This is a genomic window from Bradyrhizobium sp. Ash2021 (assembly GCF_031202265.1).
In the GTDB taxonomy this organism is placed as follows: Bacteria; Pseudomonadota; Alphaproteobacteria; order Rhizobiales; family Xanthobacteraceae; genus Bradyrhizobium.
Window position 1 is genome coordinate 8,233,531 of record NZ_CP100604.1, and the last position, 13,059, is coordinate 8,246,589.

At 61.9% G+C, this 13,059-nt stretch carries 9 protein-coding genes and 1 tRNA gene; 2 read left to right on the forward strand and 8 right to left on the reverse strand.

The features are described from left to right. Positions 1-5: 5 nt before the first annotated feature. The 5 genes from NL528_RS39655 to NL528_RS39675 all read right to left on the reverse strand — a co-directional run bounded on the left by NL528_RS39655 (position 6) and on the right by NL528_RS39675 (position 4,329). Positions 6-1,208 (reverse strand): hypothetical protein, encoded by a 1,203-nt coding sequence (locus tag NL528_RS39655; protein WP_309179768.1) that lies wholly within the window; start codon positions 1,206-1,208, stop codon positions 6-8. Positions 1,209-1,370: 162 nt separating this feature from the next. Beyond that, the gene (locus NL528_RS39660; RefSeq protein WP_309179769.1) at positions 1,371-1,931 is read right to left on the reverse strand and encodes a hypothetical protein; all 561 of its coding nucleotides are present in this window, start codon (positions 1,929-1,931) and stop codon (positions 1,371-1,373) included. 1,091 nt (positions 1,932-3,022) lie between these two features. Beyond that, a tRNA-His gene (locus NL528_RS39665) sits at positions 3,023-3,099 on the reverse strand. A gap of 168 nt (positions 3,100-3,267) precedes the next feature. Then, positions 3,268-3,702: a phasin gene (locus NL528_RS39670; protein ID WP_309179770.1), complete on the reverse strand. Its 435-nt coding sequence runs from the start codon at positions 3,700-3,702 to the stop codon at positions 3,268-3,270. A gap of 249 nt (positions 3,703-3,951) precedes the next feature. Beyond that, positions 3,952-4,329 (reverse strand): phasin family protein, encoded by a 378-nt coding sequence (locus NL528_RS39675; protein WP_309179771.1) that lies wholly within the window; start codon positions 4,327-4,329, stop codon positions 3,952-3,954. Between the two features lie 356 nt (positions 4,330-4,685). Between NL528_RS39675 and NL528_RS39680 the strand changes: the two genes are divergently transcribed. Both NL528_RS39680 and NL528_RS39685 read left to right on the forward strand, forming a co-directional pair. Then, on the forward strand, positions 4,686-8,462 hold the full coding sequence (locus NL528_RS39680) for a PAS domain-containing protein (protein WP_309179772.1): 3,777 nt from the start codon (positions 4,686-4,688) through the stop codon (positions 8,460-8,462). A gap of 302 nt (positions 8,463-8,764) precedes the next feature. Continuing rightward, on the forward strand, positions 8,765-9,592 hold the full coding sequence (locus NL528_RS39685) for a metallophosphoesterase (RefSeq protein ID WP_309185192.1): 828 nt from the start codon (positions 8,765-8,767) through the stop codon (positions 9,590-9,592). Here the strand turns inward: NL528_RS39685 and NL528_RS39690 are convergent. The 3 genes from NL528_RS39690 to NL528_RS39700 form a co-directional block, all read right to left on the reverse strand. Further along, positions 9,531-10,016 (reverse strand): cyclic nucleotide-binding domain-containing protein, encoded by a 486-nt coding sequence (locus NL528_RS39690; protein ID WP_309179773.1) that lies wholly within the window; start codon positions 10,014-10,016, stop codon positions 9,531-9,533. The genes NL528_RS39685 and NL528_RS39690 overlap by 62 nt on opposite strands. Positions 10,017-10,162: 146 nt before the next feature. Continuing rightward, entirely contained in the window at positions 10,163-12,133 is a 1,971-nt protein-coding gene (locus NL528_RS39695) for a PASTA domain-containing protein (RefSeq protein WP_309179774.1), read from the reverse strand. Between the two features lie 88 nt (positions 12,134-12,221). Beyond that, complete coding sequence (locus tag NL528_RS39700; RefSeq protein WP_309179775.1) at positions 12,222-13,016, reverse strand: alpha/beta fold hydrolase; 795 nt, start codon at positions 13,014-13,016, stop codon at positions 12,222-12,224. Positions 13,017-13,059: the final 43 nt, after the last annotated feature.

Consider the following 13,059-nt stretch of genomic DNA (forward strand, 5'->3'; position numbering starts at 1 on the left):
TCTCTCTATTCCGGCAGCACGAAACGTTTATATGGTCCTTGGATGAAGCGATTTGGCTTCCATCCTTTAAGCAGTCGATCCAGTAGAAACGTATTTGTCGCTCCGACCGCAAGCCCACCGATCGGCCCAATTACCGATGAGGCAGCTAAGCCAGTCCCCGCGGCGACGACAAAGCGTATGGACTTACCGGGGAGCGTTTCGACCCACGACTTGCGCGTAACCTCGTCCTGGTACGACTTCACAAGCCCTACATCGGGATTGGCCTCGGTTAGAAACTTCTTGAACCGATTCGCTCGCGGCAGAAATTGGACAAAGTCCCAGAACGATCGTTCGCCGGAATTGAGCGCTTCCCTAATCGTCGGAAAGTCTGGAACGACAAGTTCATGAAACAGCTCAATGTCATCCGTGTTTGCGCTCCTGCTCCGCAGGAACTCGAAATGCTTTAGCCTCATGATGTCGCTGCTAAGCGAGCCGGTAACCGGCTCGGCCATATAGTGCGCCGCAAAGAAGGTGTCCGCCCTGGCGTCCTGTATTTCTGCCAATATGCGCGCCGGAGTGAGTGAATCCTCCGCTACCGGCACAACGGTGTGAAAAGCTTCGTTCAGGCGTTCAAAATTTAGATCAGTATCGATAAAAAAGTCGCCTTTTTCAGACCTGAAGAGCCGGAATGTAAAGCCGATATCCTCAGTGAAGCCGGGCACCATGTGCATCAACACCGATTTCACCGCTTGATGTACGAAGTTTTGGTCCTCCAGATCCGCCCGCATTAGGTCGGGCACCACCTTCTCTTTTTCTGGAAGTCCCCGATAGCGATGGAGTGCAGCTTTATCTGCAATCTTTTGCGCGAATTTCTCAGTTTCGCGACTCCTACCCAGCTCGCGGGTCAGGGCCTCCGCGATTTCATCCTGATGGTTTCGCAGCTTTGACCCATCGACATTCCCCTGCACGGTGACTGCGCCGAAATCATACGCGGTCGGGACACCCCCCGACATCACGGCAAAGTTCTGCCTAACGTACGAGAGCTGTATCGCAGCGCTATCGAACAGATCGAGAAGCACGTCGTAAGGGATTTGCTTCACCAGCGCGACCAAAGACGCGCGGTCGAGCAAAAGATGCGTACGCCCATAAAAAAACAGCGTTTCGGCTAGCAGCCCAATATCTACCTTCGATTTCACCCCGGCACGATAAACCAGCGCTTTATCAAACATATCTTACCATTCTGGATTGCGCCGAGTTGAACGGCGGCCGCACCAGCGAAGTCACCAGACTATGATTTCGCGGATTTGCACCGAGGCACGGGGTCGAACTCCTGTTAGCCAGTTCCTTCGAACGATGTATTGAAAGCGACGACGTGCCCACCAATCCTGCCGTCATTGTGCCTTCCGTTTTTCGCTCTGAGCGAGCGCTGCGCCGAGTATGGCCGACTGCCGCTGCCAATATTTAATTTCCTCGTCGAGCCGCTTGGCTTCGCGCTGATAGCGCTTCTCGCCTAGCTTCAGGAGGAGCGGACCGAAGATATCGGAGAGCCGACGGGCATGCTGATACAGCTTGCTGACCTTCCGCCGCATCTTTTCGAGCCCTTCGCCCACTTCAAGCTTGGCGGTCGGGTCGGCCCAGATTTGGTGCGTGAAATCATTCCTTTTTTCCCGGAAGGCGTGCAGCTCAGACACGAAATCAGACGGAAAGTCGAACCGCTCTTTTAGAGCGTCAATCGCCTTCTTCAGCTTCTTATGCTGCCCTTTGGCGAGCCACGCGGGCAGATCGATATCCGGATAGCCGAAGGACCGAAGCAGATCGTGGAGCTGCTGCTCGACAAGGCCGCAGGACATGTGGGCGCGGCCGACCTCAATAACGAAGTCGCGCACCTGGTCCATCTCTTTCGTCTTCATGCGATTGAAGAGCGAGCAGAATCTCGCCCACAGCCCCGCCATGCCCCGCCTCTCGTTAGCGCATCCTAGCTTGACTACCCGACGTTGCAAGTCAGGTCGAGGCGATACAGGGCACACTTCCGCCCCTCTCTAGAATTCTTCACGTTCCCGGTGAAAGCGTGCAATTCATCACATGGAAAGCCGAGCGTGAACGTCGGGCTTTTCTTTTTCAAAGCTCAGACGATGATCATTGGCGCGGGTGATGGCGAAGCATCATTGTTCGTGGGGAAAACGCCATCAACGCGTTCCGGGGATCGGGCGGCCCGGCGGCGGGATCGGCCGGCTCAACGGGCCGATCGATGCCCGAGGCTACCGCTCCAATGTAGGGCTATCGCGCTGATCATGTTCCTCGTGTGATCACAGTGGGCTTGAGGTTATCGACGTAGCGCTGCTATTGGCCGAGCAGAACTCGCCGGTGCGGACGCGCCCCCGCGCCCCCTTTCCCTTCGAGGCGCCACGCTGGCGTCAACTGGGGGCCCCGTGGCACTGGCCGCATGTTCGGGCGAGGCAACCGGTCCGATGGGTGATGATGGTGGCAATGCTTGCCATTGCCCTCGTCGTTGGCTCGCGCGCCACCCCGGCCGAGGCACTAGGCAATGGGTCCCTCCGGGGCCGCTGCCCCCTACGGCCCAAGCGCGCCCCGAGATTTCGCCAGCGGCAAATTTCAAAATCTAACCTGACGCACCTTACACAAGCGCCCGAGTGCCGTAGAAAACCGTCAAGCCCCTGACAGACCCCACCACGCGGCGGACGGCCCGGACGACTTACGACGACGACACACACGCATGAGAACCCTGCATGGCTATTGACTTCCGGACGGCTCGGACGGCTCGGACGGCTCAATCTTCCTAGAAAGAAAAATAAAATAGAAATCACAGAGCCGACGCCGATTGACATGCGCAGCCTGCATGACTTGGCAGCCGCGCCAGCCCCGGCCGTTCGTGCCGTAAGATGTGGATTGAGGGGCAGGGATTTTTGAACGTCGGGAGGCTGAAATCGAGCGGCGTGCTTGCAATGTGCTTGCACAAAAATTTTATTTCGCGCGGATAGCGATGCCGAGCATCTATAAGCTACTGAAATTTAATGGCTTTTTGTGGTACAGTTGGGTGGGCTCGAACCACCGACCTCCTGTTCCACAGACAGGCGCTCTAACCAACTGAGCTACAACTGCATCCTTGCGAGATCCCTCAAATGGGGGTCCGCGAATGGGGCGGAAACTAGGTGCAACGCCCCGCTTTGGCAAGGCCGGGAAGCGGTCAATTGCGCCCGCAAAACGACATCTCAAACGAAAAGCCCGGGCTGTCCGCCCCGGCTCTTCCAACCGCAAAGCGCCGATCGATCAGGCGGCCGGCTTATAAAGCTTCGACGCGCTGGCCTTGATCGGCTCGACGGTCTCGGTCGCAACCTTCTGGCCCAATTCGGCCAGTTCCTTGGCCTGGGCGGCAAGCGTCTCAAACTGCTTGCGGGTATGCGAGGTCCACAGCTCCAGCGCGGCCGACGGCGTTTTCACGCCGAACAATTCCTGCGCGAAGTCGAGCGAGGCCGAGGTGTTCGCCTTGAAGAATTCGAGCAGCTTGGCGGAGTATTCGCTGGCGCCCTTGCTGGCGGTCGTGAACACCGCCTCGATGGTGCCGTTATGGGTCTCGGCGGCATCCTTGAACTTGGCGTAGCTGTCGCGGACCTGCGAAACGCCCTTTTCGGCGAACGCGCGCACCTGCTCGGGTACCTCGAACGGGATGATGGAGGCGGAGAACGGATCGGTGGGGTTGGTCATGGCATTTATCCTTCGCAATGGGGTGAAACACTGTGACCCATTGCGTGCCCGGCTACGCGAAATGCCGGAAACGTCGAATCGGATCACCTACTCAAACTCACGGAAGTGCCCAACCACGGGCCTGCCCAATAAGCACCCATATCATGTCAATTTTGTGCATCGCAACGGAGAATTGAGTGCGACGCCGCATACCTGACCCGGAATGGATGCAAGTTCCGCGCGGGAACCGCTGGGGTTGTGTCGGGAGCGTTAGGCCTTGGGCTTGGCGGCCTCCATCGCGGCCTTGCTCACGATCTGGCCCATTTCGCTGGCCTGCTCCGCCAGTGACCGCATTTGAGCCTGCACATATTCGCTGTGCAGACGCATCACCTCGGTCAGGTCCTTGGCTTTCAGCAGCGACTGGGCATAGTCCAGCGAGGCCTGCACGTTCTTTTCGGCATAGGCGATCGCCTTGCTGCTGATGTCCTTGGCGCCGGCGCGAACCGTGGCGCCGCGCTCCTCGAGCGAACCTGCGGTCGCCTGCGCAGAGGTCAGGAATTTCTCGAAAGTCTTGCGGGCCTGATCGAAGCTCGCCTCGGCCATCGCCTTCATGTCCTTGGGAATCTCGAAACGCGTATCTTCATTCATAATCCCACTCCTTTTTCGTTGGCGGGTTTCGTTGGCGGAGCCAGCCTTAAGCCCCGGTTCCCGGCAACCCGCATCAGGATATCGCCAAAAGACCTCACCGGTGTGACGCGGTATCCACCGGCTCCCTATCGTGGACCCCTGATGGCGCTTTGCAACATCCCAACGCGTAGGGCGGCTAAACAGTTCGACCGGATTAAGGTTATCTCGGCTTTGGATAGCGCCGCCGTAGCCGGGCCGTGGACCTGCCGCTCCTCGCTTGCGATACTCGCGGTCCACCAAGGCGGCCATCGTTTGGCCGCCGGTTTCTGAAGCCATTATCGGGCAAAAAGCCCGACCTGTGCGGTCATATCGTCGCGATGAATAATGCGGAATTCCAGTTGCACGTGCTTGGCGATCCCAGATTGGCGTTGCATGCAACCAGCGCCCTGCCCGCATGGCTTTGGTCGACCGACGGCACCCGGATTCTGTGGGCCAATCCGGTTGGCGCCCGCGTGTTCGGCGCCGCCAATGCGGCAGCCCTCGCGCAGAAGATTTTCGGACCGGCGGATCCGCACCGGCGACAGGTCGCGCAGCTCGGCGGCCGGTTGCCGCACAATGGCGCGATCCGGCTGGAGCGTCTGCGCGGCTTCGGCGCTTCGCCCGGCATGCTCGCGACCTGCAGCTGCGCGCGGCTCGATTTTCCGGATGGCAGCCACGGCATCTTCGTTACAACAGGCAGCGCCTCCGGCCGCACCATGCCGCTGGTCGAACGGCTGCAGCGGCTGGTCGAGGGCATCGACCGGCCGATCGCGGTGTTTGCCTGCGACGGCATGTTCATCGGCGCCAGCGATGCGGAGCGTCCGCTGCTCGGCTTTCGCAATCTCTCCGAGGCCGGTCTCGACGCGGCGCGCGCCGACGCGTTGAAACAGGGCCGTGTCGAAACGCCTGTCGGCATCGGCCACATGGTGCTGCAGCGTGTCGGCCAGGGCGCCGATATCGGCCTGGTCGCGCTGATCGCGCCCGGCACCACCCAGGCCGCTCATCATACGCGGCCTGCCGCGCCGCTGCTGCTGGAAGCCAAACTGCCCGAGGCGGAAGCGCCGGCTGTCGCTGCCGTGACGGAGCCGCCGGCCGCTGCGGCCGTCGATCGATCCTTCGCAAGCTACGAAGCGCCGGCACTATCCGGCGAAGCGCCCGCCGAGTTCGCCTTGTTCGATGCATTTGAGGAGCCGCCTGCGGAAGCCGTTGCTGAACATGTCGTTGCGGAAGAGCCGGCCGAACCCGACATGCAGACGCTGCCACCCGATCTTCCGCATGACGGAGGCGCGCCGGTCGAAGCGTCAGACAGCGAAACATCGTATGATGAAACGCCGCCTGTTGATTCCCCGCATTCCGAACTGACGCAGCAGACGGTGACACCGGAGATCGAAGTGCCGCCGCACGAGCCATCGCCCTACGTCGAGGCCGTCGCCGATGAACCGGCAGCCGAGCCTGTCGAGGAGCCGGCGCCTGCGCCCGTTGCAGAATCACCGCCACCACCGGCCGCCGAAATTTCCGCGCCGGCGCAGGCGCCGATGCCGGTCAAGGCGCCGTCATGGCTCGACGAGCCGCTGCCGAATACGCGCCGGCTGCCGCTGCGCTTCATGTGGCAGATGGATCATGAGGGCCGCTTCTCGCTCGGCTCGGACGAATTCACCCGCCTGATCGGTGCGCGCACTGCCGCCGGTTTCGGCCGGCTGTGGAGCGACATCTCGCACGCTTTCGGACTCGATCCTGAAGGCCGCGTGATGAAGGCATTTGCCACGCGCGATACCTGGAGCGGCATCACGCTGAATTGGCCGGTCGATGGCGGCGGCCGCCTGCCGGTCGAATTGTCGGGCCTGCCGATCTTCGACGGCACGCGGAATTTTGCCGGCTATCGGGGCTTCGGCGTTTGCCGCGACCTCGACGGACTGGCGCGGCTGGCCGCGTTGCGCCGCTATGAGTTCTTCGGTGCGCCGCTTGCGCCGCAAGCGTTGTCGGCTGACGTCGTTAAGGCAGGTTCGGCCCCGGACGCGCCAGGCGAAGATCGGCCTGCAAAAGACGCGTCCGCTCACGACGTACCAACGCCCGCTGAACACCTGCTCACCGAAGATCTGCCCGCCAAAGACTTGTTCGAAGAAACCTTGCCTCAAGAAAATTTGCCTCTGGAAAACTTGATCGCCGAGGAGCCGCCCCTTGCGGATGTTCCCGGCGACCTCAGCGTTGATCCGGCTGCCGAATTGCCGGAACCGATGGCGTCAGAGACTTCACAACAAACCGATTTGGAAGCGCCCGTGGAAACCCCCGTGGAAATGCCAGCGGAAACGCCGAAGAATGTGTTGCCGTTCCGCCCGATCGGCGACAGCAAACCGCCGTCGCTGACGCCGGTCGAAAACAGCGCCTTCAACGAACTCGCGCGGCAATTGTCGGCGCGGCTCGAGACCGAAATGGGCGCGGACACAACGCCGCCCGCGATCGATGTCGACGACACCGTGGTCGAGCCGCCCGCGTCTGAAACGCGCAACGTGGCAAGTGAACTGAAAAGTGAACTGAACAGCGAACCGCCGGCCGGCGAACAACCCGATTGGCTGGCGCCCCCGGAACCGCCCGCACGCGGCGAGGCCAAACGCGACAAGGCGCTGCTCGATCTCATTCCGGTCGGCGTGCTGATCTACCGGCTCGACTGGCTGCTCTACGCCAACCCCGCGTTTCTCGCGCAGATTGGCTATGCCGGCCTGCACGCGCTGGAGGATGCTGGCGGCCTCGACGCGCTCTACGTCGAGCCCGGCGTGTCGAACGCCTCCAGCACGTCGGACACCGGCACGCCGGTCAAGATTTCGGCGAGCCAGCCGTCGGAGCAACAAACGCCGCCGCAGGCTGTCGACGCGCACCTCTACACGATTTCATGGGACGGCGATTCCGCGCTCGCTTTGATCTTTTCGGGCCCTCATTCGCAAGGCGCGGCTGTCGCGGCTGCGATCGCGGAAGCGGCTCCGGTCATCGAGCCATCGGCGGTCGGCCACGCCGACGCCGAGGAACTCGGCGCCATCCTCGACACCACGGCCGAAGGCATCGTGATGTTCGACGCCGAGGGCAACATCAACTCGGCCAATCGCAGCGCCGAAGCGCTGTTCGGCTATGACGGGACCGAGCTCGTGCAGCGCAATCTCGCCGATTTGTTCGCGCCGGAGAGCCAGCACGCGGTGTTCGACTATCTCACCAGCATCAAATCCGGCAGCGTCGAGAGCCTGCTCGATCACGGCCTCGATGCGCTCGGGCGCGTCGCCAGGGGCGGCCTCGTCCCGCTGGCGATGACCATGGGACGCACGCGGGCCGACGGGCCGAATTTCTTCGCCGTGTTCCGCGATCTTACGCCTGCAAAAAAGACCGAGGGCGAATTGCGCGAGGCGCGGCGGCTGGCCGATCGCGGCGCCAACGCCAAGGCCGACGTGCTGGCGCGGATCAGTCATGAGGTGCGCACGCCGCTGAACGCCATCATCGGTTTTGCCGAGGTGATGATCGGCGAGCGTTTCGGTTCGCTCGGCAACGAGCGCTACGCCGAATACATGAAAGACATCCGCGCCTCCGGCGAACGGGTGATCGCCATCATCAACGATCTGCTCGACCTCTCCAGGATCGAGACTGGCAAGCTCGATCTTTCCTTCACCAACCAGAACCTCAATGAACTGGTCGAGAGCTGCGTCGCAGTGATGCAGCCGCAGGCCAACCGCGAACGCATCATCATCCGCACGTCGCTCGCACATATGTTGCCGCCGGTGGTGGCCGACGCTCGCGCGCTGCACCAGATCACGCTGAACCTGATCGGCAATTCGATCCATCTCGCCAATGCCGGCGGCCAGGTCATCGTCTCCACGGCGCTGTCGGATTTCGGCGAGGTGGTGCTGCGCGTCCGCGATACCGGCCAGGGCCTCAACGACAATGAGGTGGCCGCGGCGCTGGAGCCGTTCCGCACCCCGCCACCATCGGATCAGTCCTCCGACAATTCGCCGGTCAATCTGTCGCTGACCAAGGCCCTGGTCGAAGCCAACCGCGCCAAGTTCCAGATCAAGACCGGCGGCCGTACGGGCACGCTGATCGAAGTGGTGTTTTCCCACGCGACCGCGAAGGCCTAGATTGCTTCATCATGGCCGGGCATAGCCGTCCGAAGGACGGCGTCGCTTCCGCTCGCCGATGACCAGCCATCCACGTCTTTCTTGCCTCAATGCAGCTAAGACGTGGATACCCGGCATCGCAGACAAGTTTACGCAGTCTGCGCAAGGCAGACAGCTAATGGCCGGGCACGACGAGCCAGCTCCGCTGCGGGCATCTGTCGCGCCCAAACAGCACGCCACGGCATAACTTTTGCTCGATCAACCTTGCTCGAATGCATCCGCCCCGGATCGCCTATATTATAAGCAGTTTGGAACGCCTGATGATACGCTGCCTCGTTGTCGCGGATCTGCATTATTCACTGCCGCAATTCGACTGGTTGATCGCCGCCGCGCCACAATTCGATCTCGTGATCTTTGCCGGCGATGCGCTCGACGTCGGCTCCTTCGTCGATTTCCGCGCCCAGATCGTGGTGGTGAAGAAATATCTTTCGCTGTTGTCCGGCATCACCCGCGTCATTCTGTGCTCGGGCAATCACGACCTCGACGAACGCAGCCCGGAGGGCGAGAAGATATCCCGCTGGGTCGGCGAGGCGCGCGAACTCGGCATCACCTGCGATGGCGACAGTTTTGCGATCGGCGACACCCTGTTCACGATCTGCCCGTGGTGGGACGGGCCGCGGGTGAAAGCGCGCATCGAGAACCAGCTTCTTGAGGCCGCCGCCAAACGGCTGAAGCGATGGGTTTGGGTTCATCACGCGCCGCCCGCGAATTCGCCGACGAGCTGGGGCGGCAAGCGGTTCTTCGGCGACGTCGAGCTGGTGCAATGGATCCAGCGCTACCAGCCCGCGATGGTGATCTCGGGCCATGTGCACCAGTCGCCGTTCATCCCCGACGGGTCGTGGTTCGACCGGCTCGGCACCACCTGGGTCTTCAACGCCGGGCTGCAGCCCGGCCGGCCACCGGTCCATATCGTGCTCGATATCGACGAAGGCACGGCGTTCTGGCTGTCCGCTGGCGACGCGCAATGGATCGACCTCAACGCGCCGATGCAGCGGCCGGCGGCGCCGGTCATACATCCACCGGCCTGGCTCACATCCTTGGGTCGGATTGCCGATCCGATCCTGGCTGGACCTGCGACGGCGGCAGGTTGATCATGCTCTGCAGGACCTCGCCGACCATCGCGAGATGGGTGCCGTGGCCGGCATATTGGTGCATCAAATCGGCAAGATAGGTGGTCGCGACATTGAGCCGTTGCGCCAGCAATCGCGCGATCAGCAGCGCCACCGCCGGCTGGTCGCGCAAGAACGACGCGGCGTCGTTGAACTCGTAAATGACTGAATCGGACGCCGCGCGCACGGTCGCGCTGTGCGGCTGATCGAGCAGAACCGACATCTCGCCGAACATCGCGCCGGGCTCGGTGATGACGGCGACGACGCTGTCGCCCTTGATGACCTCCACCCGCCCCTCGACCAGAACAAACAAATGGCCGGTCTTGCCGCCCTCGTGGATGAAAAGCATGCCCGCCGGCACCTTTCGCTCCGTTCCTCCGGTGCAATAGTCAAGTACCGCGCGCATCAACATCATCTCCGCTTCGAGGCCAAAATTTCCGCTTCAAAGATTTCCGCTTCAAAGACTAGGCACGATGGATGCCGGCGTCGAACGGATAAGTTTCGCCGCCTGCTCAAATTGTCAGCAGTGATAGCCCGAGCCCGGCCGCGCCGTCACTTCGCAATGACCACTTCGATCGACGTCCGCTGTGCCAGCGGACTGCCTGCCGGCGGGGTCTGGCTCAGCACCTCTCCAGCGGGCTTGCCGTCTGCCGGCCTCGTGATCTCCAGCAACAGGACCTGCGGCTCGACCCCGCTCACCGGCGGTGTCGCCTCCATGTGTCTTTCGCGAACTACTGCGACTTCGTCGCGCGCCGTGACAATGGACTTGCCGACCAGATCGGGAACCACCTGGGGGGTCGGCGCGCCCGCCTGCGGCGCGCGCTGCGGTGCCGCCTGCCTCGCGGTCCGCGTCGGCTCGCCTGCCGGTCTGGGCGGTTCGACCGAAGCGTTCGCGCGGCGATTGCTCCACAGCATTGGCGACACCAGCATCCGGATTTGCTTCTGCGCACACGCCTCCCCAACCGCAGCTTCGCCGCCATAGGCGCGGACCGTGTCGTCATAGCCGAGGCAGGCGAGCCGGTAGATCAGCTCTTGCGACAGCATGCCTTCGAAATAACCACCATGTACGTTCGGCTTTTGATGATGCACGACATACGCGAAGAGCAGATGGAGGTGCGAATACCATTTCAGCCTGGCCTCGGCGTCGTACTCCTTGCGCCATCTCGCAAAGGTCAGCAGCGCCAGCCAGTTGTTTCGGGTGTCGGGCGTATCCGGATTATCGCGATCGATATAATCGGTACAGTCAAAATAGGTGAACCTCTTGGGCAGTGGAGCCTGTTCGGGTGCCGCTGCGGCGGTCACGAGGCGTTTCTCCCTGGCGTCCTCGAGCGTGTCGTACAATTCCTGCAGCGTCAGATTTCCGATCCGCAGCACCCGCAGATAATCCTGCTCGTTCACGTCGATCATGCCGAAACTGCGCGACAGGATCTCGACATTGCCGAGCCGAAAGCCGTGGTTTTTGCTCTTGGCGGGGAACACGAAGTAATTCGCCAGCGTCGATATCTGCCGCAGCACCTCGTCGCCCTCGTTGCTGAACAGATAGGCTTCATCAAAGCGTGACAACGCCGAGGCGAGGAAATTGCCGCGGGTGGACAACAATGTCTCGGCCGGAATGTCCGGCGAAGCCAGCACGAAGCGCTTGAGCTCGAAGGTTTTGCCGATCAAATTTAAGGGCGGTTCGGGCCGCAGTGCGGGCGGCGAGCCGGCCCCGTAGGAATTCAAGGCATCGACCGGCACGGCAAAGACGTCGGACAAGGTACGGATGGCGTTGGTGACAACGAAACCACCCATGCTGTGGCCGATGAAGGAGAGTTGAACCCGCGGCCATGGCTCGGTCCTGCTGCTCTGTTCACGCTGACGCATGATTTCGGCGTCGATGGCACGAATGACCTGAATGAGATCGGGTATGCCGTAATTCGAAGCGCGGTAATTGTCGCGAAAATACACGATAATCCGCAGCAGCACGGCCATCAGCATCAGGCCGGCTGCAGTCCAGCCGATCAGCGTAAAGACGTGCTCGCCAAGCCGGCCGAGCCAGTTCAGAACGACATTCGCCGTGCCCGGGATAAAGTAGAACGGAAGCGAGATCACGACGACAAGGATGCCCAACGTCAGAATCCAGCCCGCGAGCGTCGGCAGAGCGTCCCTCGCACCGCGCCTCGGTGCTCCCATGTTTTCCGATGGCCAGCGATAGCCGACGCAGACGAGACCCTCCCGGCTGCTGATCTGCGGGTCACGACCGATTGCCAGGGCAGCGGACATGTACATCCGCAACACATTCGGCTCCGGATTGTTGAAGCCGTGAACCATCACGACCAGATTTGGATTTTGTCCTTTGCCCAGATCTTCCGCGATCTGCTTCACCGCTTTCTCGGAATCATCCATCTTTTCCAAATGGGGCGCATACTCCGGCGGCAGGTCTGATGGCGGCGCTTCGTCATCGACGTTGTCGGGCGCCGTGCTTTCGATGAAGTAGGTCGATGTCGCCGTACCCTTGGCTTTATATGCGCGGAAAAAGTCCATGACCCGCCCCCTGCCAAAACCCGCTTCGGCTAAGCTACGGAGGGTCGCACAATTTTACAAGCTTTGGTTGCAAGACAGCGGTGACTACTCACGCCGGCGCCGAGTTGGTCGCGGGCAGGAAATCGCCGATCATCTCGAGAAAAATCGCGGGCGCTTGCAGCTGCGGCACATGCGCGCAGCCCGGGATGATCTTGAGATGCGCCTGCGGCAGGCCCGCCGCCAGCTCATGCGACATCGGCGGCGGCGTCGCCTCGTCATGTTCGCCGACCAGCACGAGGACCGGCATCTTCACCTTGTCGAGCTCGGGCCGCAGATCGAAGCTGGCGAGCGCATCGCAGGCGGCGCGAAAAACTTGCGGATCGGTCCTGAGAAATGCCTGGCGGCGATCGGCCATCAGCTCGGGATGGCCAGCCTGAAAGTCCGGCGCGAACAGCCGGCGCATCGCGACATCGGTGATCGCCCACAGCCCCTTGGCCATGGCGGCCGCCGCCATGTTGCGAAAAGCCTCGCGGCCCGGTTCCGAGAACGCCGCGCCGCTGTCGGCGAGAATGAGCCTCGCCGCGATGCCGGGGTGACGAATAGCCATTTGCAGCGCAACGAAGCCGCCATAGCCATTGCCGAGCACGATGGCGTCTTCGCCGCCGGCGGCGTCCCTGACCGCTTCCGCCATCCGGTCGGCGACCTCGGCGAGGCCGCCGCCGACCGCACGCGATCGGCCAAAACCCGGCAATTCCGGGACGATCACGCGATACGATTTCGATAATTCCGGCACGATGGCGTCGAAACTCGCGCGGTCCGACAACAGCGAGTGGAACAGAAACAACGGCGGTCCATTGCCCGACTGCGCTGCGTTGACGGTGCCCTGCGCCAAAAGCCGATCCATCCCGATCTCTCTTTCCAACATCGCGCGACGCCCCGCATGGGTG

What these genes read in the sequence shown, in the direction of transcription:
- NL528_RS39655 (WP_309179768.1), bottom strand. Translation starts at nt 1,208, where the DNA reads ATGTTTGATAAAGCGCTGGTTTATCGTGCCGGGGTGAAATCGAAGGTA.
- NL528_RS39660 (WP_309179769.1), bottom strand. Translation starts at nt 1,931, where the DNA reads ATGGCGGGGCTGTGGGCGAGATTCTGCTCGCTCTTCAATCGCATGAAG.
- NL528_RS39670 (WP_309179770.1), bottom strand. Translation starts at nt 3,702, where the DNA reads ATGACCAACCCCACCGATCCGTTCTCCGCCTCCATCATCCCGTTCGAG.
- NL528_RS39675 (WP_309179771.1), bottom strand. Translation starts at nt 4,329, where the DNA reads ATGAATGAAGATACGCGTTTCGAGATTCCCAAGGACATGAAGGCGATG.
- NL528_RS39680 (WP_309179772.1), top strand. Translation starts at nt 4,686, where the DNA reads ATGAATAATGCGGAATTCCAGTTGCACGTGCTTGGCGATCCCAGATTG.
- NL528_RS39690 (WP_309179773.1), bottom strand. Translation starts at nt 10,016, where the DNA reads ATGCGCGCGGTACTTGACTATTGCACCGGAGGAACGGAGCGAAAGGTG.
- NL528_RS39695 (WP_309179774.1), bottom strand. Translation starts at nt 12,133, where the DNA reads ATGGACTTTTTCCGCGCATATAAAGCCAAGGGTACGGCGACATCGACC.
- NL528_RS39700 (WP_309179775.1), bottom strand. Translation starts at nt 13,016, where the DNA reads ATGGATCGGCTTTTGGCGCAGGGCACCGTCAACGCAGCGCAGTCGGGC.